This is a genomic window from Pseudomonas sp. GD03858 (assembly GCF_029840925.1).
Classification (GTDB): domain Bacteria; phylum Pseudomonadota; class Gammaproteobacteria; order Pseudomonadales; family Pseudomonadaceae; genus Aquipseudomonas.
The window spans coordinates 1-24,119 of record NZ_JAOCDM010000042.1; the positions used below are offsets into that span (position 1 = coordinate 1).

At 64.6% G+C, this 24,119-nt stretch carries 22 protein-coding genes; 14 read left to right on the forward strand and 8 right to left on the reverse strand.

Annotated features, from left to right (window positions below; all coding sequences use genetic code 11):
* Positions 1-3: 3 nt before the first annotated feature.
* Complete coding sequence (locus tag N5D48_RS13145; RefSeq protein WP_279884820.1) at positions 4-633, reverse strand: response regulator transcription factor; 630 nt, start codon at positions 631-633, stop codon at positions 4-6.
* The gene (locus tag N5D48_RS13150) at positions 630-3,032 is read right to left on the reverse strand and encodes a transporter substrate-binding domain-containing protein (protein ID WP_279884822.1); all 2,403 of its coding nucleotides are present in this window, start codon (positions 3,030-3,032) and stop codon (positions 630-632) included. Before N5D48_RS13150 ends, N5D48_RS13145 begins: the two co-directional genes overlap by 4 nt.
* Positions 3,033-3,126: 94 nt before the next feature.
* Between N5D48_RS13150 and N5D48_RS13155 the strand changes: the two genes are divergently transcribed.
* The gene (locus tag N5D48_RS13155; protein WP_279884824.1) at positions 3,127-4,125 is read left to right on the forward strand and encodes an alpha/beta hydrolase family protein; all 999 of its coding nucleotides are present in this window, start codon (positions 3,127-3,129) and stop codon (positions 4,123-4,125) included.
* Between the two features lie 63 nt (positions 4,126-4,188).
* Here N5D48_RS13155 and N5D48_RS13160 read toward each other — a convergent pair whose 3' ends face one another.
* Genes N5D48_RS13160 through N5D48_RS13170 form a run of 3 tightly spaced genes read right to left on the reverse strand, consistent with a single transcriptional unit; the run spans position 4,189 to position 6,642 of the window.
* The gene (locus N5D48_RS13160; RefSeq protein ID WP_279884826.1) at positions 4,189-4,953 is read right to left on the reverse strand and encodes a TerB family tellurite resistance protein; all 765 of its coding nucleotides are present in this window, start codon (positions 4,951-4,953) and stop codon (positions 4,189-4,191) included.
* 1 nt (position 4,954) lies between these two features.
* A complete protein-coding gene (gene murU / locus N5D48_RS13165) occupies positions 4,955-5,626 on the reverse strand; it encodes an N-acetylmuramate alpha-1-phosphate uridylyltransferase MurU (RefSeq protein ID WP_279884828.1) in 672 nt (223 codons plus the stop codon).
* Positions 5,623-6,642, reverse strand: a complete 1,020-nt coding sequence (locus N5D48_RS13170) for a phosphotransferase (protein WP_279884830.1) — start codon at positions 6,640-6,642, stop codon at positions 5,623-5,625. The genes murU and N5D48_RS13170 overlap by 4 nt, the downstream gene beginning before the upstream one ends.
* A gap of 132 nt (positions 6,643-6,774) precedes the next feature.
* On the opposite strand from N5D48_RS13170, the gene N5D48_RS13175 reads away from it, so the two are divergent.
* The 11 genes from N5D48_RS13175 (at position 6,775) to N5D48_RS13225 (ending at position 20,890) form a co-directional block, all read left to right on the forward strand.
* Positions 6,775-9,582, forward strand: coding sequence for an LPS-assembly protein LptD (locus N5D48_RS13175; protein ID WP_279884832.1), 2,808 nt, complete (start codon positions 6,775-6,777; stop codon positions 9,580-9,582).
* On the forward strand, positions 9,563-10,882 hold the full coding sequence (gene surA / locus N5D48_RS13180; RefSeq protein WP_279884833.1) for a peptidylprolyl isomerase SurA: 1,320 nt from the start codon (positions 9,563-9,565) through the stop codon (positions 10,880-10,882). The genes N5D48_RS13175 and surA overlap by 20 nt, the downstream gene beginning before the upstream one ends.
* Complete coding sequence (gene pdxA, locus N5D48_RS13185) at positions 10,879-11,868, forward strand: 4-hydroxythreonine-4-phosphate dehydrogenase PdxA (protein ID WP_279884835.1); 990 nt, start codon at positions 10,879-10,881, stop codon at positions 11,866-11,868. The genes surA and pdxA overlap by 4 nt, the downstream gene beginning before the upstream one ends.
* On the forward strand, positions 11,865-12,665 hold the full coding sequence (gene rsmA / locus N5D48_RS13190) for a 16S rRNA (adenine(1518)-N(6)/adenine(1519)-N(6))-dimethyltransferase RsmA (protein WP_279884836.1): 801 nt from the start codon (positions 11,865-11,867) through the stop codon (positions 12,663-12,665). Before pdxA ends, rsmA begins: the two co-directional genes overlap by 4 nt.
* A gap of 188 nt (positions 12,666-12,853) precedes the next feature.
* Positions 12,854-13,234: a Co2+/Mg2+ efflux protein ApaG gene (gene apaG / locus N5D48_RS13195; protein WP_279884838.1), complete on the forward strand. Its 381-nt coding sequence runs from the start codon at positions 12,854-12,856 to the stop codon at positions 13,232-13,234.
* Positions 13,234-14,100, forward strand: coding sequence for a symmetrical bis(5'-nucleosyl)-tetraphosphatase (locus N5D48_RS13200; RefSeq protein ID WP_279884840.1), 867 nt, complete (start codon positions 13,234-13,236; stop codon positions 14,098-14,100). The genes apaG and N5D48_RS13200 overlap by 1 nt, the downstream gene beginning before the upstream one ends.
* Positions 14,097-14,426 (forward strand): thiosulfate sulfurtransferase GlpE, encoded by a 330-nt coding sequence (gene glpE, locus N5D48_RS13205; protein WP_279884841.1) that lies wholly within the window; start codon positions 14,097-14,099, stop codon positions 14,424-14,426. Before N5D48_RS13200 ends, glpE begins: the two co-directional genes overlap by 4 nt.
* A gap of 282 nt (positions 14,427-14,708) precedes the next feature.
* Positions 14,709-16,631, forward strand: a complete 1,923-nt coding sequence (locus N5D48_RS13210; RefSeq protein ID WP_279884842.1) for a PrkA family serine protein kinase — start codon at positions 14,709-14,711, stop codon at positions 16,629-16,631.
* Positions 16,632-16,772: 141 nt separating this feature from the next.
* Positions 16,773-18,044: a YeaH/YhbH family protein gene (locus tag N5D48_RS13215; RefSeq protein ID WP_279884844.1), complete on the forward strand. Its 1,272-nt coding sequence runs from the start codon at positions 16,773-16,775 to the stop codon at positions 18,042-18,044.
* On the forward strand, positions 18,041-19,609 hold the full coding sequence (locus tag N5D48_RS13220; protein WP_279884846.1) for a SpoVR family protein: 1,569 nt from the start codon (positions 18,041-18,043) through the stop codon (positions 19,607-19,609). Before N5D48_RS13215 ends, N5D48_RS13220 begins: the two co-directional genes overlap by 4 nt.
* A 60-nt stretch (positions 19,610-19,669) precedes the next feature.
* Entirely contained in the window at positions 19,670-20,890 is a 1,221-nt protein-coding gene (locus N5D48_RS13225) for a multifunctional CCA addition/repair protein (protein WP_279884848.1), read from the forward strand.
* An 87-nt stretch (positions 20,891-20,977) separates the two neighbouring features.
* Here N5D48_RS13225 and folK read toward each other — a convergent pair whose 3' ends face one another.
* Positions 20,978-21,487 carry a 2-amino-4-hydroxy-6-hydroxymethyldihydropteridine diphosphokinase gene (gene folK, locus N5D48_RS13230; RefSeq protein WP_279884850.1) on the reverse strand — a complete coding sequence of 170 codons (510 nt, stop codon included), beginning with the start codon at positions 21,485-21,487 and terminating at the stop codon, positions 20,978-20,980.
* The gene (gene folB / locus N5D48_RS13235; RefSeq protein WP_110994292.1) at positions 21,478-21,834 is read right to left on the reverse strand and encodes a dihydroneopterin aldolase; all 357 of its coding nucleotides are present in this window, start codon (positions 21,832-21,834) and stop codon (positions 21,478-21,480) included. Before folB ends, folK begins: the two co-directional genes overlap by 10 nt.
* 74 nt (positions 21,835-21,908) lie before the next feature.
* On the opposite strand from folB, the gene plsY reads away from it, so the two are divergent.
* Entirely contained in the window at positions 21,909-22,478 is a 570-nt protein-coding gene (plsY, locus tag N5D48_RS13240; protein WP_279884852.1) for a glycerol-3-phosphate 1-O-acyltransferase PlsY, read from the forward strand.
* 25 nt (positions 22,479-22,503) lie between these two features.
* On the opposite strand, the gene tsaD is transcribed toward plsY, so the two are convergent.
* Positions 22,504-23,529, reverse strand: coding sequence for a tRNA (adenosine(37)-N6)-threonylcarbamoyltransferase complex transferase subunit TsaD (tsaD, locus tag N5D48_RS13245; RefSeq protein WP_279884853.1), 1,026 nt, complete (start codon positions 23,527-23,529; stop codon positions 22,504-22,506).
* 205 nt (positions 23,530-23,734) lie between these two features.
* On the opposite strand from tsaD, the gene rpsU reads away from it, so the two are divergent.
* A complete protein-coding gene (rpsU, locus tag N5D48_RS13250; protein WP_003255575.1) occupies positions 23,735-23,950 on the forward strand; it encodes a 30S ribosomal protein S21 in 216 nt (71 codons plus the stop codon).
* Positions 23,951-24,119 lie beyond the last annotated feature (169 nt).

Sequence of the window (24,119 nt, forward strand, 5' to 3'; positions counted from 1 at the left end):
CAATCACACCAGCTTGTGCTCCATCGCGTACTTCACCAACTCGGCCAGCGAGCTGACCTTGAGCTTCTGCATCAGCCGCGCCTTGTGCGTGCTGATGGTCTTGTTCGACAGCGCCAGCTGCTGGGCGATGTCGTTGACATTGGCGCCCTGGGCCAGACGCTCGAACACCGAGAACTCGCGCTCGGACAGCAACGTGTGCAGCGGTCGGGTTTCCGTCAGACCCACCTCGAACACCATGCGGTCGGCCAGGCTCGGGTCGATGTAGCGCCCGCCCCCGGCCACCCGGCGAATCGCCGTGAGCAACAAGGCGGGGTCACTGTCCTTGGTGGCATAGCCAGCCGCTCCGGCCTTCAAGGCACGCGCGGCCATCTGCGCCTCGTCGTGCATCGACAGCATCAGAATCGCCGGCGGGTCGCTCAGCGCGCGAATCCGCGGAATCGCCTCCAGCCCGCTCACTCCCGGCATGGAAATATCCAGCAGCACCACCTCACAGGGGGTTTGCCGCAGCGTTTCGAGCAACTGCTCGCCATTGCCCGCCTCACCCACGACCTGCATGTCCCTGGCCAGGCCGATCAACTGCTTGATGCCTTCCCGGACGATGGTGTGGTCTTCCGCCACCAGCACTCGAATCACGACCCTGCCTCCTGTTCCAAGGGAATCACCACGCTGAGGCTCGTGCCCTCGCCTGGCTCACTGTCCAGCATCACGCTGCCGCCTAGCATCAACACCCGCTCGCGAACCCCCACCAGGCCGAAAGAGGTCGGCCTGGCGGCATCGACGGCGAACCCCACGCCATCGTCGACGATCGTCAGGCGCAACCGCCCGGGCTCTTGCACCAGGGCAATCTGCACCGTATGCGCCCGGGCGTGACGCATGACATTGGTCAGCGCCTCCTGGAGGATGCGGAACAGGCTGGTGGCCTTGGCGTCGCTCAAGGGCGGCAGTTGCTCCGGGACCTCGACCAGGCAGGGAATCTGTGTACGGGCCTCGAAGCGTCGGGCCTGCCACTCGATCGCCGAGGCAATGCCGGCATCGAGGATCGGCGGCCGCAGGGCGGTGGCCACGTCACGCACCAGCTGGAACAGCTGCGCGATCAACCGTTTCATGTTGCCCAGCCGCTCGTTGAGCCCTGCATCCAGCTCGGCGTAGGCCAGCTCGCACATCGACACTTCGAGCTTGAGCACCGTGAGCATCTGCCCCAGTTCATCGTGTACTTCGCGGGCGATGCGGGCCTTTTCTTCCTCGCGCACGCTCTCCAGATGCGCCGACAGTTCGCGCAACTGCTCCTGAGAGCCGGCCAACGCCAGTTCGGCCTGCTTGCCCTGGGTGATGTCCCAGACCACGCCGTCCCAGACCATGCGCCCGTTGGCCAGGCGGCGGGTGGTCGCCTTGATGTCGGCCCAGCGCTGCTCGCCCTGGCGCGTGAGGATGCGCCCCTGCCATGACCAGTCCCGGTCGCTGGCCAGGGCCAGGTCCTGAACCCGGTGATAGTCGGCACGGTCCTCTGGATGCACCAGGTTGCGCAAGCCCATCTGCGGATGCTGGATCGCCGCCGGGCTGTAGCCGACCAGAGCCTCGCTGCCCTCGCTGATATAGGGAAACTCCGGCTCGCCTTCAGCCGGGTCACGCTCGAGGCGAAACACCAATCCCGGCACGTTGCCGGCGATCCCCTTGAGTCGCGCCTCGCTTTCGCGCAAGGCGGCCAGCGCCCGGCGACGCTCGGTGACATCGACGAGAAACACCACCAGGTACTCGGCATCGCGAAAGCGCAGGAACGACAGCGACAGCTCCACCGGCAGCAAGCTTCCATCCGCGCGCCGACACTGGTTTTCGAACGGCGGCTCGCCCCCGCCACCGGTGCGGGCACGCTTCCACAGCTCGAGCCAGCGATCCATGTTCAGGGTGGGGTCGATATCGCGCAGCGGCCGCTCCAGCAGCACCCCCTCGTCGAACCCGAGCATGCGCTCGGCGGCGTGGTTGGCATAGCGTATGTGGCTGTCCCAGTTGACCCAGAGAATGCCGATCGTGCTCTGATCGATGGAGAACTGGCTAAGGCGCAGCGCCTCTTCACGCACCTGGCGCTCCACCAGGCTCTCGCGAGCCGCCAGCAAGCCGCGCTCCAGGCCACGCTGCTGCCGCCGCTGCCAGACCAGCGTCGTCAGCGCGCCCAGCAACAGCAGCCCAAACAACAAGGCGAGGTTTTGCCAGAAGCCGGCCGATTCGGAAAAACGCGGGTACTGCGGTTGCAGCCAGCGCTGGTGCAATTGCTCGAGCGTCTTGGCCGGCATGGCCTGCAGCGCACGCTCGAGTACCTCGGCAAGCACCGGCCAGTCGCGCCTGGAGCCGATGCGCAGCAATTGTGGCAGGCCGATATCGCCCACCACCGCCAGCTCGGCGAATTCGCTTTCGCGCGACAGGCGGCTGAGCTGCGCCTCGTCCATCACGGCAAAGCTGACCTGTCCGCCCTGCACCCACTGCAGCGCTTCGCGCTCATCGGGCACGCCCTGCAGATTGAGATGGGGATAAGTACTGCGCAGGTAATCGGCCAAGGCGCTCGGCATGCGCACCGCCACCCGCTCGTCGGCGGTCAGCTTTTCCAGCTCCACCGCCACGGCGCCGCTGCGCGCGCCTACCACCAGCTGCGGGATGCGCATGTAAGGGTCGCTGAACAGCCATGAACGCAGACTGGCCGGCGTCTGCGTCAGCCCTGGGGCGAAGTCGATCTCGCCGGCCTGCAGCGCATGCTCGAGCGCGGCCTGATCCGGGAAACCGCGCCAACTCAGGTCAAGCCTCAGTGCCTGGGCGATGGCGCCGACCAGCTCGGCATTGACCCCGTAGAACTGTTGCAGCCGACGGTCGAACTGCGCATAAGGCGCCTGCAGCACCAGGCCCACGCGCAGGCCGCGATGCTCGTCAAGCCACTGCGCCTGGGCAGGCTCCAGCACCACGCCCGGCGGCGCCTCGGTCCTGGCCAGAGCGATCAAGGGTAGACACAACCAGCCGATAACCCACAGGCAACGCACTCGCTTCATCTATACGCTCGTCTTGGCAATGACGGCCCATGGCGTGGCCGTCGCGGGCAAATACCATTAGGCTGCCGGTTTGATTCTGGCCTTGGATTGATCGATGTTCACACTTTATCGCACGACGCTGGCAATGTTCTGCCTGGCTTCGGTCCTGCCCCTCGGCGCACAGGCCGCCGACGTCGAAAAACCGCAGGAAGCCGCCGAGGCGAGCGCACCCGCCCCACGTCCGCCGCTGCTCGAACGCAGCCAGGATGATGCCCTGGCCCTCGAACGCCGGGTGCCCAAGGCCGAGCAACAGACCCTGCAGGCCAACGGCGAGGACTTCCTGGCACTGTGGAAGCCGGCCAACGATGCCGACCCGCAAGGCGTGGTGATCATCGTTCCCGGCGCTGGCGAAAGCGCCGACTGGCCCACCGTCGTCGGCCCGTTGCGCCGTGGTTTTCCGGATGTCGGCTGGGGCACGCTGAGCCTGAGCCTGCCCGACCTGCTGGCCGAGCGCCCGCAGGCGCGGGTCGAGGCCAAGCCTGCCGCCGAACCTGAAAAAGCGCAGGGCGAAACGGCACCGGCCAAGGACACCCCGGCCGATGCCAACGCCAACGTGGCCCAGGCAACGGCCCCCGAGGCCGACGCCGCCGAAGGCAGCGACGCGGTGGTCGCCGATGCCCAGGACGGCCAGGCGGATGCCGAGCGCATCTTCGCCCGCCTCGACGCCGCCGTGGCCTACGCCCAGCAGCAGAAGGCCCGCAGCATCGTCCTGCTCGGCAATGGCAGTGGTGCCTATTGGGCCGCAAGCTATCTCAGCGAGAAGCAGCCGCCCCAGGTACAAAAGCTGGTGATGGTCGCCGCCCAGACCCCGGCGCGGGTGGAGCATGACCTGCTGAGCCTGACGCCGACCCTGAAAGTACCCACCGCCGACATCTATTACGCCGTCCGCACCCAGGACCGCGCGGCGGCGCAGCAGCGCCTGCAGGCCAGCAAGCGCCAGCGGGACAGCCAATACCGTCAGTTGTCGCTGATGGCCATGCCGGGTGACAAGGCGTCGGAGCAGGAACAGCTGCTGCGCCGGGTACGCGGCTGGCTGACGCCCAAGGAAGAGTGAGCCGTATCGCGGGACAAGCCCGCTCCTGCAGCGTGGGAGCGAGCTTGTCCCGCGATGGCAAACCTAAAGCCCGCGCCGCTTGCGGATCATGGCAAAGGCCTGGTGCAGCTCGCGAGTATGCTCGGTCGCCTCGCGCACCTTCGCCTCGCTCGCACCGCTGCCCACCAGCTTGTCCGGGTGATGTCGGCTGAGCAACCGCCGGTAGGCCTGCTTGACCTTGTCCGCCTCGGTATCTGGTTCCACGCCCAGCAGCCTCAACGCCACCGCATAGGTCATGACGCCGCCCTCGACCGCAGACTTGCGCGGTTCATATTCCAACGACAAAGCCTGCACCTGGTTACGACTGAGCCCCAGTTGCTGCCCCCAGCCCAACAACAGGTCACGCTCCTGGCGCCCTGCCTTGCCGTCAGCCCAGACCATGCGCCAACAGGCGCGCAGCGTGCCCTCGGCACCGTGGGGCTGCAGCTTGATCCGACGCAGATAGTGCCCCAGCTTCCCCTTGCCCGACTTGCCACGGTTGAACGCGGCAATTGCCCGCATCCGCGCAGGCTCCGCCAGGTCAAGACGCGACATTTCCTGGCGCGCCTGCTGGATATGCCCCTCCACCACCCGGCCGTCGCTCTTGGCCAGGCGTCCGAGCAGGACGAACAGCAGTTCCTCGTCGCGCAGCGCCGGGCGCCCGCCCAGGCGCTCGCGCACATCCTCCCATCCCTGCAGACGCAGACGCCGATCCATGGCCTGACCCAGCAGCGCCCCAAGCAATGCCCCGGGGATGCTGGCCACGGCAAAACCGGCACCGGCACCAATCACTGTGCTCGGCCACCACATCTCAGGCGCGCTCGCCGATCAGGCGCTCGACATCGGCCAGACGCTCGAGGGTGCCGACATCGATCCAGTGCCCGCGATAGTGCTCGCCGCTCACTTGCCCTGCGGCCATGGCCTTGCGCAGCAGCGGCGCCAGCTTGAAGGCGCCGGGCAGACAACCCTCGAACAGCGCCGGATCCAGTACCGAGATGCCGCTGAAGGTCAGCGTGCCGGGGGCATCGTCGCCATCGCTCACCTGCCCGTCCGTCAGCCGGAAGTCGCCACGGCCGTGATGGCCGGGGTTGTCCACCAGCACCAGGTGCGCCAGGCCGACCAGTGGAGCGTTCAAGGCGCTGAAGTCGTAGTCGGTCCAGACATCGCCGTTGACCAGCAGGAACGGGGCGTCGCCCAGCAGCGGCAGCGCCTTGAAGATCCCCCCACCGGTTTCAAGTGGCTCGCCTTCCGGCGAATAGCGAATGCGCAGGCCGAAGCGGCTGCCATCGCCCAGGTGATCCTCGATCTGCTGGCCGAGCCAGGCGTGATTGATCACCACCTCGGTGACACCCGCCCTGGCCAGCGCCTCGAGGTGGTACTCGATCAGCGGCTTGCCAGCGGCCGGCACCAACGGTTTTGGCGTGTGCAGGGTCAGCGGACGCATGCGCTCCCCCTTGCCTGCCGCCAGGATCATCGCTTTCATGGCCGCGCCTCGCCCTTGAGCTCGGCAATCAGCTGCCCCAGTTCGGCCAGCTCGGGACGACGGGCGATCACTTCCTCTATATAGGCGAAGAAGCGCGGCACGTCGGCGAGGTAGCGTGGCTTGCCATCACGGTGACAGATGCGAGCGAAGATACCGATGACCTTGAGGTGGCGCTGCACGCCCATCAGGTCGCTGGCGCGGTGGAACTCCTCGAACGCTGGCTGCACCGGGATGCCGGCGGCGCGCGCCTTGTCCCAGTAGGCGCGCAACCAGCCTTCCACACGCGATTGCGGCCAGCTGAGGAAGGCATCCTTGAACAGGCAGGTGATGTCATAGGTGACCGGGCCATAGACCGCGTCCTGGAAATCCAGAACCCCCGGGTTGGGCGCACTGTGCATCAGGTTGCGCGGCATGTAGTCGCGGTGCACCAGCACCTTGGGCTGGGCCAGGGCGCTGTCGATCAGCAGCTGGCTGACCCGTTGCCAGGTAGCCTGCTGCACGTCGGTGAAGGCCTTGCCCAGCTCGCGACCCACATACCACTCGGGGAACAGCTCGACCTCGCGGCGCAGCAGGGCGACATCGTAGCTGGGCAGCGGTGCGTCCATCGGCAGGCGCTGGAACGCCAGCAGCGCATCGATGGCGTCGGCGAACAGGGCGTCGGCGTTGTCCTTGTCGATGATATCCAGGTAGGTCTGCCGCCCCAGGTCGCCCAGCAGCAGGAAGCCGCGCTCCAGGTCCTGGGCATGGATGACCGGCACATTCACCCCCGCCGTGGCCAGCAGGTGGTCGATATCGACGAACGGGCGGCAGTTCTCCTGCGGGGGTGGTGCGTCCATGACCACGAAGCTGTGGCCGGCACCCTCCCAGCGGAAATAACGGCGGAAACTCGCATCGCTGCTGGCGGCGGTCAGGTTGCCGCTGGGCACTTCGCCCCAGGCGTTGCTACGGAACAGGCTCTCCAGCTGCCCGGCGAGCCAGGCGGTCAGTTGTTGCAGGCGTACATCGTGATCGGGCATTGCAAGGGTTCTCCGACGGCCCTAGCCGTCAAGCGGGTCATGCTTTATTATCCAGCATCTTTTTCAGACCATCGAGAGGCGTGCGGCCCCCACACGCGGGCAGATGGCACGCAGGAAGCCCGGACTAATAAGATGGCATTGAAATCCCCCGCGTTTCGTAGAAAGTTTCCATTGCTGGTGACTGGCGGTCTGCTGGCCCTGCAACCTCTGGCCACGTCGTACGTGGTGGCGGCCGAGCAGTTCGACTGCCAAGTGTCCGCCTCCGGTGGTTGGGACTGCAAGCCCAAAACCGCTGCCAACCTGCCTCCGCGCCCGGTACATTCGGGTGCGGCCGCCGCGAGCTCGGGCGACGTCGCCGCGACCGAGGCTGAGGCCGAGGCCGAGAAGCCGATGCTGGTCACCGAGGCCAAGGGCCGTGGACTGAAATCGCGCAGCGAAGACTACAGCCACCTGGACTGGGTCCCACGTGACAAGCTCACCCCCGCGCAGTTGGCCGAGACCGGCCCGTACTGCGCCGGCGCCTACATCGAACCGATCCGCCCGGGCATGGACGACTCCACGCCCAAGGACGAGGCGCCCACCTACATCAACGCCAAGGTCTCCAAGTACCAGCAGGAGCAGCAGATCGCCACCCTCGCCGGTGACGTGGTCATGCGCCAGGGCAGCATGCAGGCCGAGGCCGATGAAGCCAACCTGTACCAGACCGAGAATCGCGGCGAGCTCAAGGGCAACGTCAAGATCCGCGACAACGGCACGCTGGTGGTCGGCGACCAGGCGCAGATCCAGCTCGACACCGGCGAAGCCCGGGTCGACAACGCCGAGTACGTGATGCACAAGTCGCGCATCCGCGGCAACGCGCTGTACGCCAAACGCGCGGAAAACGCCATCATCCGCCTCAAGGACGGTACCTACACCACCTGTGAGCCGGGCAGCAACGCATGGCAGCTCAAGGGCAACAACATCACCCTGAACCCGGCCACCGGCTTCGGTACCGCGACCAACGTCACCCTGCGGGTCAAGGATTTCCCGGTGTTCTACACACCGTATATCTACTTCCCGATCGACGACCGTCGTCAGTCCGGCTTCCTGCCGCCGTCGTTCAGCACCAGCAGCGACACCGGCTTCATGCTGGTCACCCCGTACTACTTCAACCTGGCACCGAACTACGATGCCACGTTGTATCCGCGCTACATGGCCAAGCGCGGCATGCTGATGGAAGGCGAGTTCCGCTACCTGACCAAGTCCAGCGAAGGCCAGTTCGGCGGCGGCTACCTCAGCGACCAGGACGATGACCGCGAGCTGCAGACGGACTACAAGAAAGAACGCTGGATGGTCAACTGGCAGCACAAGGGCGGCCTGGACGAACGCCTGATGACCGAGGTGGACTACACCGACATCAGCGATCCGTTCTACTTCCAGGACCTGGAAACCGACCAGATCGGCGTGCAGAGCCGCGACTTCCTGAATCAGCAGGGCGCTCTCACCTACCGGGGCGACAGCTACACCGCGCGCCTGAACCTGCACGCGTATGAGCTTGCGACCATTTCGCAGATCACGCCATATGATCGGCTGCCGCAGATCACCTTCAACGGCATGCTGCCAGTGCATCCAGGCGGTTTCGATCTCAGCTACGAGACAGAAGCGGTACGCTTTGATCGCGACCTGAAGAATGACTTCGTCAGGGACAAGGATGGCAATCCGGACTTCACCGCGGGCTTCGCGGGACGCCGCCTGGATGAGAACGTCTTCGGCGTTGCCCGTTCCAACGGTACTCGCCTTAACGTAGCGCCGGCAATCAGCCTGCCAATGCAGGCCAGCTATGGTTTCCTCACGCCGAAGTTGAAGTACGTCTATACGCATTACGATCTGGACCTGGACGGCAAGGGTAAGCGCGACCTGATCGACAATCCTGCTCGTGCGGCGCTGGACGGCGACTTCAAGAGCAACCAGAACCGCGACATCCCGATCTTCAGCGTCGACAGCGGCCTGTACTTCGACCGCAACACCCAGCTGTTCGGCACCAACTACCGCCAGACGCTCGAGCCGCGCCTGTTCTACCTCTACGTCCCGTACAAGGACCAGAAGGACATCCCGCTGTTCGATACCAGCGAGAACACCTTCAACTACGCCTCGCTGTTCCGCGACAACCGCTTCAGCGGCTCCGACCGCATCGGCGACGAGAACAAGCTGTCGCTGGGCGTGACCAACCGCTGGATCGAAGACAACGGCTTCCAGCGCCAGCGCTTCAGCATCGGCCAGGCGCTGTACTTCAAGGATCGCAAGGTCCAGCTGCCAGGCATCGACTACCGTACCCGCAAGGACAGCCAGGCGGATGTCTCGCCGTATGCGCTGGAATACGAATACGCCTTCAACCGCGACTGGCGCTTCAACTCGGACTTCAACTGGGACCCGGACAGCCGCAGCACCCGCTCGGGCAGCGCGATGTTCCACTACCAGCCTGAAGACAATCCGAACAAGGTCGTCAACCTCGGCTACCGCTACCGCAACGACCTGATCGTCTACGATTCGGCAACCGGTACCTGGAAAGTCGGCGGTGGCGACTACGGCACCCCGGGCGATCCGAACTACATCAAGGATTACTACAAGATCCAGCAGCACGACTTCTCGGTCATCTGGCCGATCGTGCCGCAATGGAGCGTGATCGCCCGCTGGCAGCACGACTACAACCGCAACCGCACCCTCGAAGCCATGGGCGGTTTCGAGTACGACAACTGCTGCTGGAAGCTGCGCCTGATCAACCGCTACTGGATCGACTACGACGATTTCAGCCAGGCCGTCCCGAACAACGAGAAGGGCGACCACGGCGTCTTCCTGCAGATCGTGCTCAAGGGCCTCGGCGGCGTCGTCGGCAACAAGGTCGAATCGTTCCTGGACCAAGGCATTCAAGGTTACCGTACACGTGAAGAGCAAGCTTATTGATCGTCTGCGCCCGCTGATGCTGGGCGCCGTATTGCTGAGTGGCGCGGCCCATGCCGCGGTGCAGCCCCTCGACCGCGTCGTGGCCATCGTCGACAACGACGTGGTCATGCAGAGCCAGCTGGACCAGCGCGTGCGCGAAGTGCAGCAGACCATCGCCAAGCGCGGTGGTGGTGTTCCGCCGACCGGTGCGCTGGAACAGCAGGTGCTCGAGCGCCTGATCGTCGAGAACCTGCAACTGCAGATCGGCGAACGCTCGGGCATTCGCATCACCGACGAGGAACTGAACCAGGCCGTGGGCACCATCGCCCAGCGCAATGGCATGTCGCTGGAGCAGTTCCGCGCCGCCCTGGCCCACGACGGCCTGTCCTACGACGATGCCCGCGAGCAGATCAAGCGCGAGATGATCATCAGCCGCGTGCGCCAGCGCCGCGTGGCCGAGCGCATCCAGGTCTCCGAGCAGGAAGTGAAGAACTTCCTCAACTCGGACCTCGGCAAGATGCAGATGTCGGAAGAGTACCGCCTGGCCAACATCCTCATCCCCACCCCGGAAGCCGCCAGCTCGGACGACATCCAGAAGGCTGCGCGCAAGGTCGGTGACGTCTACCAGCAGCTTCGTCAAGGCGCTGATTTCGGCCAGATGGCAATTTCCAACTCGGCCAGCGAAAACGCCCTGGAAGGCGGCGAAATGGGCTGGCGCAAAGCCGGCCAGCTGCCACCGGACTTCGCCAAGATGCTCAGCAGCATGGCCATCGGCGATATCACCCAGCCGATCCGCATCCCCAACGGTTTCATCATCCTCAAGCTCGAGGAGAAGCGTGGCGGCAGCGAGAGCATCCTGCGCGACGAAGTGCATGTACGCCACATCCTGATCAAGCCAAGCGAGATCCGCAGCGAAGCCGCCACCGAGCAACTGGCCGAGCGTCTGTACGACCGGATCCAGAACGGTGAAGACTTCGCCGAACTGGCGAAGAGCTTCTCGGAAGATCCAGGTTCCGCGCTCAACGGCGGCGACCTCAACTGGGTCGACCCGAACAGCCTGGTGCCGGAGTTCCGCGAGCAGATGGCCAACGCCCAGCAAGGTATGGTGACCAAGCCGTTCAGGACCCAATACGGCTGGCATGTGCTGGAAGTCCTGGGCCGCCGCGCCACCGACAGCACCGACCAGGCTCGCGAACAGCAAGCGATGAACGTGCTGCGCAACCGCAAGTACGATGAAGAGCTGCAAACCTGGCTGCGCCAGATCCGCGACGAAGCCTACGTTGAAATCAAGCTGCCTGGCGCCGACCAGGCCGCCCAGTGAAGCCGCTGCGCTTCGCAGTCACGCCCGGCGAGCCGGCCGGCATAGGTCCCGATCTGTGCCTGCTGCTCGCCGCCGAGGCCCAGCCCCACCCCCTGATCGCCATCACCAGCCGTGACCTGCTCGCCGAGCGGGCCACCCAGCTGGGGCTGGCCGTCACCCTGCTGCCCGTCACCCCCGACAACTTCCCGAACCAGGCCGCCCCCGCCGGCAGCCTGTACGTCTGGGATACGCCCCTGGCCAGCCAGGTAGTGACCGGACAGCTGGACAAGGCCAACGCCGCGTTCGTCCTGCAGACCCTCACCCGCGCGGGCCAAGGCTGCCTCGACGGGCAGTTCGCCGGCATGATCACCGCGCCCGTGCACAAGGGCGTGATCAACGAAAGCGGCATCGCCTTCTCCGGGCACACCGAGTTCCTTGCCGACCTCACCCACACCCCGCAGGTGGTGATGATGCTGGCCACCCACGGGTTGCGCGTGGCCCTGGTGACCACCCACCTGCCCCTGCGCGATATCGCCGACGCCATCACTGGCGAACGCCTGGAGCGCGTCACCCGCATCCTGCATGCGGACATGCGCGACAAGTTCGGCATCGCCAACCCACGCATCCTGGTCTGCGGCCTCAACCCGCACGCCGGTGAAGGCGGCCACTTGGGCCGCGAAGAAATCGACATCATCGAGCCGACCCTGGAGCGCCTGCGCGCCGAAGGCATGGACCTGCGCGGTCCATTGCCGGCCGATACCCTGTTTACCCCCAAATATCTGGAGCACTGCGACGCGGTGCTGGCGATGTACCACGACCAGGGCCTGCCCGTACTCAAGTACAAGGGTTTCGGCGCCGCGGTCAACGTGACGCTGGGCTTGCCGATCATCCGTACCTCGGTCGACCACGGCACTGCCCTGGACCTGGCCGGCACCGGCCGGATCGATACCGGCAGCCTGCGCGTCGCATTGGAAACCGCCTACCAGATGGCCGAGAACCGACCATGACCGAGCACTACCAACACCGGGCGCGCAAGCGCTTCGGCCAGAATTTCCTGCACGACGCCGGAATCATCGACCGCATCCTGCGGGCCATCAATGCCAAGGCCGGCGAACACCTGCTGGAAATCGGCCCTGGCCAGGGCGCACTCACCGAGGGCCTGCTGGGCAGCGGCGCGCAACTGGACGTGGTGGAACTGGACAAGGACCTGGTGCCGATCCTGCAGCACAAGTTCGCCGGGCGCGGCAACTTCCGCCTGCACCAGGGCGATGCCCTGAAGTTCGACTTCAACCAGCTGGGAGTGCCCGAGCGCAGCCTCAAGGTGGTCGGCAACCTGCCCTACAACATCTCCACCCCGCTGATCTTCCACTTGCTGGATCACGCCCAGCTGATCCGCGACATGCATTTCATGCTGCAGAAGGAAGTGGTCGAGCGCATGGCCGCAGGCCCGGGTGGCGGCGACTGGGGCCGCCTGTCGATCATGGTCCAGTACCATTGCCGCGTGGAACACCTGTTCAATGTCGGCCCCGGCGCCTTCAACCCGCCGCCAAAAGTGGACTCGGCCATCGTGCGCCTGGTGCCGCACGAAGTCCTGCCCCACCCGGCGAAAAACCCGAAGCTGCTGGAGCACGTGGTGCGCGAAGCCTTCAACCAGCGTCGCAAGACCCTGCGCAACACGCTCAAGGGCCTGCTCGACAGCCAGGCCATCGAGGCCGCCGGCGTCGACGGCAGCCTGCGCCCCGAGCAACTGGACCTGGCCGCGTTCGTGCGCCTGGCCGACAAGCTGGCTGAACAGCAAGCCTGATATCGCCTGTATTGGCCTCTTCGCGGGTAAACCCGCTCCCACAGTGACCGTGTGCGATTCCTGTGGGAGCGGGTTCACCCGCAAAGAGGCCGGTACTGATAACAAAGATCTCAAGCCCTCCCCGCTGGCCCTCCCCCCGTCCAATGGCCTAGACTGCGTTATTGCGTCAGCTCGCCCAAGGCCCTTGCATGTCCGACCCCCGCTACCAGATCGACGTCAGCGTCGTGACCCGCTACCTCAAAGAACAATCCGACCCCGAAAGCAACCGTTTCGCGTTCGCCTACACCATCACCGTGCACAACAACGGCACGGTCACGGCCAAGCTGATGTCCCGTCACTGGCGGATCACCAATGGCGATGGCGAGGTCGAGGAAGTGCGTGGCGCCGGCGTGATCGGCCAGCAGCCGTTGATCGAGCCCGGCCAGAGCCATACCTACAGTAGCGGCGCGGTGATCAGCACGCGCGTCGGCACCATGCAGGGCAGCTACCAGATGTTCGCCGAGGACGGCAAACGCTTCGACGCCGAGATCGCCCCCTTCCGCCTCGCCGTGCCCGGTGCGCTGCACTGATGGCGACGTATGCCGTCGGCGACCTTCAGGGCTGCCTGCAACCGCTCAAATGCCTGCTCGAGCGGGTCAGGTTCGACCCGGCGACCGACCGCCTGTGGCTGGTGGGCGATCTGGTCAACCGTGGCCCCGAGTCACTGGAAACCCTGCGCTACCTGTATTCGATCCGCCACGCGCTGGTTTGCGTGCTGGGCAATCACGACCTGCACCTGCTGGCCGCCTGGCACAACGTCGAGCGCCTGAAGAAAAGCGACACGCTGCGCGAAATCATCGAAGCCCCGGACGCCGACCAGCTGTTCGACTGGCTGCGCCAGCAGAAACTGCTGCACTACGACGAGCCCCGGGGCATCGCCATGGTCCACGCTGGCATCCCGCCGCAATGGACCTTGGGCCGTGCCCTGGAGCTGGCGGCGGAAGTCGAGGAGGTGCTGCGCGACGACAACCGCCTGCAGCCATACCTGGACGGCATGTACGGCAACGAGCCGAACAAGTGGAGCAAGAACCTGACCGGCGTCGAGCGCCTGCGGGTGATCACCAACTACTTCACCCGCATGCGTTTCTGCACCGCCGCCGGCAAGCTCGACCTCAAGACCAAGGAAGGCCTGGACAGCGCGCCGAAAGGCTACAAGCCGTGGTTCGATCATCCTGACCGCCGCTCGCGCCATGTGAAGATCATCTTCGGCCACTGGGCCGCCCTCGAAGGCCGCGTCGACGTCCCCGGCGTGATCGCCCTGGACACCGGCTGCGTGTGGGGCGGCGCGATGACCCTGTACAACGTCGACAGCGGTGAATTCCACCGCTGCGACTGCACCCGCGAGGGCACCCCTCGCCCGCCCTCAACGCACAGCCCTGAAGGAACCGCCCCATGAGCGAATTCAAGCGCATTTCCCCCGAGCAGGCCCTCGCGCTGCGCGCAGAAGGCGCGGTCGTGGTCGATATTCGCGACCCGCAAGCCTTTGCCGCCGGCCACATCGCCGGCGCCACTCATCTGGACAATCACTCGGTGGCCGATTTCATCCGCAGCGCCGACCTCGACGCGCCTACACTGGTGGTCTGCTACCACGGCAATTCCAGCCAGAGCGCCGCCGCCTACCTGGTCGGCCAGGGCTTCTCCAACGTCTACAGCATCGATGGTGGCTTCGAGCTGTGGCGCGCCACCTACCCGGCGGAAACCGCCCAGGGTAGCGCTGAATAATTTTTTCATTTTTGCTGCAGCCCGCGCTCGGCGCGGGTTCGCGCCTGACCTGACGAACGGTAGCAGGCGTCTTCTCGCTTCCCCGCCCTTGACCTTGCGTATAACCAACTATCCTTAAGCCCAGGCCATCCAAAAAAGGGGAGAGCCGGTACACCGGCGTGCGGGTCATCGGTAGCGTTCCAAGGTGTTCTGGGGGGTATACAGCAATCGGCGAACCCGGTTGCATGCCAGCATCAGCTGACTGATCCGGCGTCGTCTCCACGTATCGAGCGAGGTGACGTCATGAGCATTTTTAGCCACTTCCAACAACGTTTCGAGTCAACCCGCCAGGAAGAACTTTCGCTGCAGGAGTACCTCGAGCTGTGCAAAGAGGATCGCAGTGCCTACGCATCGGCGGCTGAACGGCTGTTGCTGGCCATCGGTGAGCCGGAGCTGATCGACACCTCAACCAACTCCAGACTGTCGCGAATCTTCTCCAACAAGGTGATCCGCCGGTATCCGGCCTTTGCCGACTTCCACGGCATGGAAGAGTGCATCGACCAGATCGTTTCGTACTTCCGCCATGCCGCCCAAGGCCTGGAAGAGAAGAAACAGATCCTCTATCTGCTGGGCCCGGTGGGCGGCGGTAAATCGTCGCTGGCCGAGAAACTCAAGCAGCTGATGGAAAAAGTGCCGTTCTACGCCATCAAGGGCTCGCCGGTGTTCGAGTCGCCCCTGGGCCTGTTCAACGCCGCCGAGGATGGCGCCATTCTCGAAGAGGAATACGGCATCTCGCGGCGCTACCTGAACACCATCATGTCGCCCTGGGCCACCAAGCGCCTGCAGGAGTTCGGCGGCGACATCAGCAAGTTCAAGGTGGTCAAGCTCTACCCGTCCATCCTCAACCAGATCGCCATCGCCAAGACCGAGCCCGGCGACGAGAACAACCAGGACATTTCCGCCCTGGTCGGTAAGGTGGATATCCGCAAGCTCGAGGAGTTCCCGCAGAACGACGCCGACGCCTACAGCTATTCGGGCGCGCTGTGCCGGGCCAACCAGGGCCTGATGGAATTCGTCGAGATGTTCAAGGCGCCGATCAAGGTGCTGCACCCGCTGCTCACCGCGACCCAGGAAGGCAACTACAACAGTACCGAAGGCCTCGGCGCGATTCCCTACTCCGGAATCCTGCTGGCCCACTCCAACGAATCGGAGTGGCACACCTTCCGCAACAACAAGAACAACGAGGCGTTCATCGACCGGATCTACATCGTCAAGGTGCCGTACTGCCTGCGCGTCAGCGACGAGATCAAGATCTACGACAAGCTTTTGATCAACAGCTCGCTGGCCAAGGCCCATTGCGCGCCGGACACCCTGAAGATGCTGGCCCAGTTCACCGTGCTCTCGCGCCTGAAGGAGCCCGAAAACTCCAACATCTACTCGAAGATGCGCGTGTACGACGGCGAGAACCTCAAGGACACCGACCCGAAAGCCAAGTCGATCCAGGAGTACCGTGATTCCGCGGGCGTCGACGAAGGCATGAACGGCCTGTCGACCCGCTTCGCCTTCAAGATCCTCTCCAAGGTGTTCAACTTCGACCCCCACGAAGTGGCGGCCAACCCGGTGCACCTGCTCTACGTGCTGGAGCAGCAGATCGAGCAGGAGCAGTTCCCTGCCGAAGTCCGTGAGCGTTACCTGCGCTACCTGAAGGAATACCTGGCGCCGCGCTACATCGAGTTCATCGGCAAGGAGATCCAGACCGCCTACCTGGAGTCCTACAGCGAATACGGCCAGAACATCTTCGACCGCTACGTGCTGTACGCCGACTTCTGGATCCAGGACCAGGAATACCGCGACCCGGAAACCGGCGAGATCCTCAACCGCATCGCCCTCAACGAAGAGCTGGAGAAGATCGAGAAGCCGGCCGGCATCAGCAATCCGAAGGACTTCCGCAACGAAATCGTCAACTTCGTGCTGCGCGCCCGGGCCAACAACAACGGCAAGAACCCCAGCTGGCTCAGCTACGAGAAGCTGCGGGTGGTGATCGAGAAGAAGATGTTCTCCAACACCGAGGACCTGCTGCCGGTCATCAGCTTCAACGCCAAGGCCAGCAAGGAGGATCAACAGAAGCACAACGACTTCGTCACCCGGATGGTGGAGCGTGGCTACACCGACAAGCAAGTTCGACTGCTGTCGGAATGGTACCTGCGGGTCAGGAAATCGCAATAACGCGGCAAGCGTCAAGCCGCAAGCTGCAAGCTGCCCAGCGCCGTCGCCAAGGTCGGCGCTGCAGCTTGCAGCAGCGGTGGCTGCTCTTTCTTGCAGCTTGAAGCTTGAGGCTTGCAGCTGCATCCAGTCACCGGAGGGACCATGAGCTACGTAATCGACCGACGCCTGAACGGCAAGAACAAGAGCACGGTCAATCGCCAGCGCTTCCTGCGGCGTTACCGTGAGCACATCAAGAAGGCCGTCGAAGAGGCCGTGAGCCGTCGCTCCATCATGGACATGGAACACGGCGAACAGATCAGCATTCCGGGACGCGACATCGACGAGCCGGTGCTGCACCACGGTCGCGGCGGCAAGCAGACCATCGTCCACCCTGGCAACAAGGAGTTCACCGCCGGCGAGCACATCGCCCGGCCACAAGGCGGCGGCGGTGGCGGCGGCCGTGGCAAAGCCGGCAACTCCGGCGAAGGCATGGACGATTTCGTGTTCCAGATCACCCAGGAAGAATTCCTCGAGTTCATGTTCGAGGACCTGGAGCTGCCCAACCTGGTCAAGCGCCACCTGACCGGCGCCGACACCTTCAAGACCGTGCGCGCCGGCATCGCCAACGAAGGCAACCCCTCACGCATCAATATCGTGCGCACCCTGCGCTCGGCCCACGCCCGGCGCATCGCCCTGACCGGCAGCAGCCGCGCGCTGCTGCGCGAAGCGCAGAAGGAGCTGGCCCGCCTGAAGGTCGAGGAGCCAGACAACTTCACCGACATCCAGGAAACCGAGATCGAGATCGAGCGCCTCAAGGCACGCATCAATCGCCTGCCGTTCCTCGACACCTTCGACCTCAAGTACAACCTGCTGGTCAAGCAGCCCAACCCCAGCTCCAAGGCGGTGATGTTCTGCCTGATGGACGTCTCCGGCTCCATGACCCAGGCCACCAAGGACATCGCCAAGCGCTTCTTCATCCTCCTGTACCTGTTCCTCAAGCGGAACTACGACCGCATCGAGGTGGTATTCATCCGCCATCACACCAGTGCCCGCGAAGTGGACGAGGAAGAATTCTTCTATTCCCGCGAGACCGGCGGCACCATCGTCTCCAGCGCCCTCAAGCTGATGCAGGAGATCATGGCCGAGCGCTACCCGGCCAGCGACTGGAACATCTACGCCGCCCAGGCCTCGGACGGCGACAACTGGAACGACGATTCGCCGATCTGCCGCGACATCCTCGCCAACCAGATCATGCCGCACGTGCAGTACTACACTTACGTCGAGATCACCCCGCGCGAGCACCAGGCGCTGTGGTACGAGTACGAGCGCATCGGCGAAGCCTTCCCCGACACCTTCGCCCAGCAGCAGTTGGTATCGGCCGGCGATATCTACCCGGTCTTCCGTGAACTCTTCCAGCGCAGGTTAGCCACATGAGCGCCAGAGAACAGAGACGCCAGCCCATTTCCACCGGCTCCGAATGGACGTTCGAGCTGATCCAGACCTACGACCGCGAAATCAGTCGTCTGGCGGCCCGCTACGCCCTGGATACCTATCCGAACCAGATCGAGGTCATCACCGCCGAGCAGATGATGGACGCCTATGCCTCGGTGGGCATGCCGCTGGGCTATCACCACTGGTCCTATGGCAAGCAGTTCCTCAGCACCGAGAAATCCTACAGCCGCGGCCAGATGGGCCTGGCGTACGAGATCGTGATCAACTCCGACCCGTGCATCGCCTACCTGATGGAAGAGAACACCATGTGCATGCAGGCACTGGTGATCGCTCATGCCTGCTACGGCCACAACAGCTTCTTCAAGGGCAACTACCTGTTCCGCACCTGGACCGACGCCAGCTCGATCATCGACTACCTGGTGTTCGCCAAGCAGTACATCGCCCAATGCGAGGAGCGCCACGGCATCGACGCCGTCGAGGACCTGATCGACTCCTGCCACGCCCTGATGAACTATGGCGTGGACCGCTACAAGCGCCCCTACCCCATCTCCGCCGAAGAAGAGCGCCGCCGCCAGAAGGAACGCGAGGAACACCTGCAAAGGCAGATCAACGACCTGTGGCGCACCATCCCCAAAGGGGCGGAAAAGGGCGACGAAAGAGACAACGCGCGCTTCCCCGCCGAGCCCCAGGAGAACATCCTCTACTTCATCGAAAAACACGCACCGCTGCTGGAGCCCTGGCAGCGCGAAGTGGTGCGCATCGTGCGCAAGATCGCGCAGTACTTCTACCCGCAGCGCCAGACCCAGGTGATGAACGAAGGCTGGGCGACCTTCTGGCACTACACCCTGATGAACGACCTGTACGACGAAGGGCTCATCACCGAAGGCTTCATGATGGAGTTCCTGCAGTCGCACACCAGCGTGGTGTTCCAGCCAGGCTTCGACAGCCCCTATTACAGCGGCATCAACCCCTACGCCCTGGGCTTTGCCATGTACACCGACATCCGCCGCATGTGCGAACACCCGACGGAAGAGGATCGCCGCTGGTTCCCGGACATCGCCGGCAGCGACTGGCTGTCGACGATCAAGTTCGCCATGAGCAGCTTCAAGGACGAGAGCTTCATCCTGCAGTACCTCTCGCCCAAGGTGATGCGCGATCTGAAGTTGTTCAGCATTCTCGACGACGACCAGCGCGACGACCTGCTGGTCCCGGCGATCCATGACGAGGACGGCTATCGCACCATCCGCGAGCAACTGGCTGCCCAGTACAACCTGGGCAATCGTGAACCCAACGTGCAGATCTGGAGCATCGACCGCCGCGGCGACCGCTCCCTGACCCTGCGCCACCAGCAACACAACCGCAAACCGCTGGGCGATTCCACCGACGAAGTGCTCAAGCACCTGCATCGCCTGTGGGGCTTCGACATCCACCTGGAGACCGTCCAGGGCGAGCAGGTGATGAAAACCCACCACATGCCACCGCGTGGCGAGCACAGCGAAGCCGGCGACTACGGGCGCATGGACCTCGCCGTGGTGCATCACCTCTAGACGCGCCCCACCTCCATTGCTGGCGACAAGGTATCCTGTCGCCAGCAATGGAGGTTGCACATGCAGATCTACAAAGTTGGCGGCGCCGTGCGCGACCGCCTGCTCGGCCTACCGGTCAGCGATATCGACAGACTGGTGGTCGGCGCCACGGTCGAACAGATGCAGGCGCTGGGCTATCGCCCGGTCGGCGCCGATTTCCCGGTGTTCATCCACCCCAGGACCGGCGAGGAGTACGCCCTTGCCCGCACCGAGCGCAAGAGCGGTCGCGGTTACGGCGGGTTCACCTTTCACGCCAGCCCCGAAGTCACCCTCGAGCAAGACCTGATTCGTCGAGACCTGACGATCAACGCAATGGCCGAGGACGATCACGGCAACCTGTACGACCCCTACCATGGCAAGGCCGATCTCGAGCAACGCATCCTGCGCCACGTTTCGCCGGCATTCGCCGAAGATCCCCTGCGCGTCCTGCGCGTTGCCCGCTTCGCCGCCCGCTTCGCGCCACTTGGCTTTCGCGTGGCCGATGAGACCCTGGCGCTGATGCGACAGATCGCCGAGTCGGGCGAGCTGCAGGCGCTGACCGCCGAACGCGGCTGGAAGGAAATCGAACGCGCGCTGATGGAAGAGCAGCCCCAGGTATTCATCGAGGTGCTGCGTGCCTGTGGCGCCTTGAAGGAACTGATGCCCGAGCTCGACGCCCTGTTCGGCGTGCCACAGCCGGCGGCGCACCATCCCGAGATCGACAGCGGCGTGCATACCCTGTCGGTGCTGCAACAGGCCGCCCGGCACCATCAGCCATTGACCGTGCGCTGGGCCTGCCTGCTGCACGACCTGGGCAAGGGCACCACGCCCGAGGCGGATTGGCCACGGCACATCGCCCACGAAGTGCGCGGCCTGAAGCTGATCAAAGCGGTGAACCAGCGCTTCAAGGCACCGCGCGACTGCCAGGAGCTGGCGCTGCTGGTGGGCGAATTCCACACCCACTGCCACCGCGCGCTGGAGCTGCGGCCATCGACCCTGCTCGAGCTGCTGCAGAAGTTCGATGTGTACCGGCGCCCGCAGCGGTTCGAGGAGTTCATCGCCGCCTGCGAGATGGACGCCCGCGGCAGGCAGGGGCTGGAGGACCGCGATTATCCACAGGCCGCGTACCTGCGTGACGCGGCAAAGGTTGCCAGGGCGGTGGATGTGAAACCGCTGATCGAGCGGGGACTATCGGGACAAGCGCTGGGGGAAGCGCTGAAAGAAGAAAGGCTCCAGGCGCTCAAGGCCTACAAAGACCGTTGATCGTACGGCCTGGTCCGCTCCCACAGGATTCCCACTGCCTCATGCGCGGTGCAGTCCCTGTGGGAGCGGGTTTACCCGCGATGCCGCTCAAGGTCGCGTGAGCTGCAACCCCCGCCACTCGAACGGTACCGGCGCCAGAACCTGGCCGATGCTCGCCTCGTGCCACAGCTGCGCCATGCTCTTGCCAACGCCCGGATGCATCAGCTCCGGTGCCAGCAGCGACAGCGGCCACAGCACGAAGGCATTCTTCAGGATTTCCGCACGCGGCAGCACCAGCCCGTTGAACGTGCCGTGCAAGTCGTCATACATCAGCACGTCGATATCCAGCGGCAAGCCCTTGCGGTCCGGGGCGTAGCGGCCGTTGTCGGCCTCGATGAACTTGAGCCGGCGGTCGAGTTCCAGCAGCGGCAGCTCGGTACGCCCACGCACCACCAGGTTGTAGAACGGGCCGCTCTTGATCCCCACGGCCTGGCTCTCGAACACTGCCGAGCAGTGCATGTCAGCGAGAATCCCCGCCAATGCATCAAGACCCGCGCACAAGTGCCGCTCGCGGTCGATGTTGCTGCCCAGCCCGAGGTAAACCGTGCTCAGAGACATCCGCGCTCGATCTCCACGCCAACGCCGCCACGAGCCGCCGGGACCGCGCCAGGCTTGGTCAGCTTCAGCCGCACCCAGGGGATGTTGAACTCCGCCATCAGCACCGCCACCAGACGCTCGGCGAAGGTCTCCACCAGTTCGAAGCGCGCCTGCTCGGCGAAGGCCTGGACACGCGCCGAGACACTGGCGTAATCCAGCGCCAGCGACAGGTCGTCACCTGCGGCGGCTGGACGATTGTCCCAGGCGAAACTCAGGTCCAGGCGCAGGCACTGGCGAATATCCCGCTCCCAGTCATAGGCACCGATCACGGTATCGACTTCCAGGCCTTCGATGAACACTCTGTCCAAGCACTTCTCTCCACAGCACGACAAGGGCGACGGGCGCCGTTAGAATCAGGGCGTCCTCGCCCGGAATAGTTAGCATGTTTTGGTCACTGGCGCTGCTTGCCTACCTGCTCGGCTCTCTGTCCTTCGCCATCGTCCTGAGCCGCCTCAGCGGCAGCCCCGACCCGCGTTCCAGCGGCTCGGGCAATGCTGGCGCGACCAACATGCTACGCCTGGCCGGGCGCAAGCTGGCGATCCTGACGCTGCTCGGCGACCTGTGCAAGGGCATGCTGCCGGTGCTGCTGGCCCGCCTGGCCGGGCTCGACCAGCAGGAGCAGGCCTGGGTCGGCATCTGCGCGGTGCTCGGCCACCTGTTCCCGGTGTACTTCCGTTTCCAGGGTGGCAAAGGCGTTGCGACCGCCGCCGGCATGCTCATGGCGCTGTACTTCCCGGCCGCCCTGCTGGCCATCGGCGCCTGGCTGCTGACGTTCTACCTCACCCGCACCAGCTCCCTCGCCGCGCTGATCGCCACACCGCTGACACTGCCGCTGTTGGCGTGGCGCGAACCCGAGGCGCTGCTGCCGATGACCGTGCTGACCGTGCTGATCGTCTGGCGCCACCGCAACAATCTACGCGACCTGTTCGCCGGGCGCGAACGCCATTTCTGAGGCACCCGCATGAGCCCGGCCCCATTCATACCGCCGGCAGCTGCTCCATCGGCCAGCGCGCCTGCACGCTGATTGCCAGGTCCTGCTGCTGCCCGGCCAGCAGGCGCTGGCAACCGGCATAGGCGATCATCGCGCCGTTGTCGGTGCAGAACCGCGGACGCGCGTAGTAGACGTTGCCCTTGATGCTGGCCAGCATCTCTTCCAGAGAAACGCGCAAGGCCTTGTTGGCGCTCACGCCACCGGCGATGACCAGCCGCTTGAGACCGGTCTGCTTGAGGGCGCGCTTGCACTTGATCGTCAGCGTCTCCACGACAGCCTGCTGGAAGGCGAGCGACACGTCGCTGCGGGTCTGCTCGTTGTCGTCCCCGGCATCGCGGCATTGCTGCCAGGTGTTCAAGGCGAAGGTCTTCAGGCCGCTGAAGCTGAACTGCAGGCCCGGCCGATCGCACATCGGCCGTGGGAACACGAAGCGCCCGGGCGTGCCCTGCTCGGCCAGGCGGGCAATTTCCGGGCCGCCCGGATAATTGAGGCCGATCAGCTTGGCGGTCTTGTCGAAAGCCTCGCCGGCTGCGTCGTCCAGGCTCTCGCCCAACAGTTCGTAGCGGCCGATGCCATCGACCCGCACCAGCTGGGTATGACCGCCAGACACCAACAAAGCGACGAACGGAAACTCCGGCGGTTGTTCCTCGAGCATCGGGGCCAGCAGATGGCCTTCCATGTGGTGGACGCCGATCGCCGGAATGTCCCAGGCGAACGCCAGGGCCTGGGCACAGGAAGCCCCGACCAGCAACGCGCCGACCAGGCCGGGACCCGCGGTGTAGGCGATGGCGTCGATCTCGGTGGCGACGCGGTCGGCCTCTTGCAACACCTGGCGGATCAGCGGCAGCATGCGCTTGACGTGGTCGCGCGAGGCGAGCTCGGGCACCACGCCGCCATAGACGCGGTGCAGGTCGATCTGGCTGAACAGCGCGTCGGCCAGCAGGCCGCGCTCACTGTCGTATAATGCGACGCCAGTTTCGTCGCAGGATGTTTCCAATCCCAGTACTAGCATGGGTCCGTGCCTTGTGGAGGCTGAATTCGAAGGCGCGCATGATAGTCCCCGTGCCCGGTGCCGACCAGCGGTTTTCGATCAGAGGCTTTGCATTCCGGCCAGCTAAGGGTTAACATCCGCAACCCTTGAAAACCGACGTTCTCCAGCACACCTTATGTTTTGCCAGGAGCACGTCTACCCCGGTAATGAATTAAGGTAGCCCTGGATGCCAGCCGTCAAAGTTAAAGAGAACGAACCCTTCGACGTAGCTCTGCGTCGTTTCAAGCGCTCCTGCGAAAAAGCCGGTGTACTGGCTGAAGTTCGTAGCCGCGAGTTTTACGAGAAGCCGACCGCCGAGCGCAAGCGCAAAGCCGCTGCCGCTGTAAAGCGTCACGCCAAGAAAGTTCAGCGCGAACAGCGCCGCGCCGTTCGTCTGTACTAAGTACAGCCGTTCTACGCAAAGCTTCTGCCCCGCCCGGCCTCGTGCCGGGCTGATGGCAGCGGTCGTTTCAAACCCTTGGCCATGCGCCACGGGCGCCCCGGCAAAAGCCACGGGCAACCTGCCTCAACGCGTCAGAACTGGCCACCGGCCAGGCGTGCACGTCCTTTCT

What these genes read in the sequence shown, in the direction of transcription:
- N5D48_RS13150 (WP_279884822.1), bottom strand. Translation starts at nt 3,032, where the DNA reads ATGAAGCGAGTGCGTTGCCTGTGGGTTATCGGCTGGTTGTGTCTACCC.
- N5D48_RS13155 (WP_279884824.1), top strand. Translation starts at nt 3,127, where the DNA reads ATGTTCACACTTTATCGCACGACGCTGGCAATGTTCTGCCTGGCTTCG.
- N5D48_RS13160 (WP_279884826.1), bottom strand. Translation starts at nt 4,953, where the DNA reads ATGTGGTGGCCGAGCACAGTGATTGGTGCCGGTGCCGGTTTTGCCGTG.
- murU (WP_279884828.1), bottom strand. Translation starts at nt 5,626, where the DNA reads ATGAAAGCGATGATCCTGGCGGCAGGCAAGGGGGAGCGCATGCGTCCG.
- N5D48_RS13170 (WP_279884830.1), bottom strand. Translation starts at nt 6,642, where the DNA reads ATGCCCGATCACGATGTACGCCTGCAACAACTGACCGCCTGGCTCGCC.
- N5D48_RS13175 (WP_279884832.1), top strand. Translation starts at nt 6,775, where the DNA reads ATGGCATTGAAATCCCCCGCGTTTCGTAGAAAGTTTCCATTGCTGGTG.
- rsmA (WP_279884836.1), top strand. Translation starts at nt 11,865, where the DNA reads ATGACCGAGCACTACCAACACCGGGCGCGCAAGCGCTTCGGCCAGAAT.
- apaG (WP_279884838.1), top strand. Translation starts at nt 12,854, where the DNA reads ATGTCCGACCCCCGCTACCAGATCGACGTCAGCGTCGTGACCCGCTAC.
- N5D48_RS13200 (WP_279884840.1), top strand. Translation starts at nt 13,234, where the DNA reads ATGGCGACGTATGCCGTCGGCGACCTTCAGGGCTGCCTGCAACCGCTC.
- glpE (WP_279884841.1), top strand. Translation starts at nt 14,097, where the DNA reads ATGAGCGAATTCAAGCGCATTTCCCCCGAGCAGGCCCTCGCGCTGCGC.
- N5D48_RS13210 (WP_279884842.1), top strand. Translation starts at nt 14,709, where the DNA reads ATGAGCATTTTTAGCCACTTCCAACAACGTTTCGAGTCAACCCGCCAG.
- N5D48_RS13215 (WP_279884844.1), top strand. Translation starts at nt 16,773, where the DNA reads ATGAGCTACGTAATCGACCGACGCCTGAACGGCAAGAACAAGAGCACG.
- N5D48_RS13220 (WP_279884846.1), top strand. Translation starts at nt 18,041, where the DNA reads ATGAGCGCCAGAGAACAGAGACGCCAGCCCATTTCCACCGGCTCCGAA.
- N5D48_RS13225 (WP_279884848.1), top strand. Translation starts at nt 19,670, where the DNA reads ATGCAGATCTACAAAGTTGGCGGCGCCGTGCGCGACCGCCTGCTCGGC.
- folK (WP_279884850.1), bottom strand. Translation starts at nt 21,487, where the DNA reads ATGTCTCTGAGCACGGTTTACCTCGGGCTGGGCAGCAACATCGACCGC.
- plsY (WP_279884852.1), top strand. Translation starts at nt 21,909, where the DNA reads ATGTTTTGGTCACTGGCGCTGCTTGCCTACCTGCTCGGCTCTCTGTCC.
- tsaD (WP_279884853.1), bottom strand. Translation starts at nt 23,529, where the DNA reads ATGCTAGTACTGGGATTGGAAACATCCTGCGACGAAACTGGCGTCGCA.
- rpsU (WP_003255575.1), top strand. Translation starts at nt 23,735, where the DNA reads ATGCCAGCCGTCAAAGTTAAAGAGAACGAACCCTTCGACGTAGCTCTG.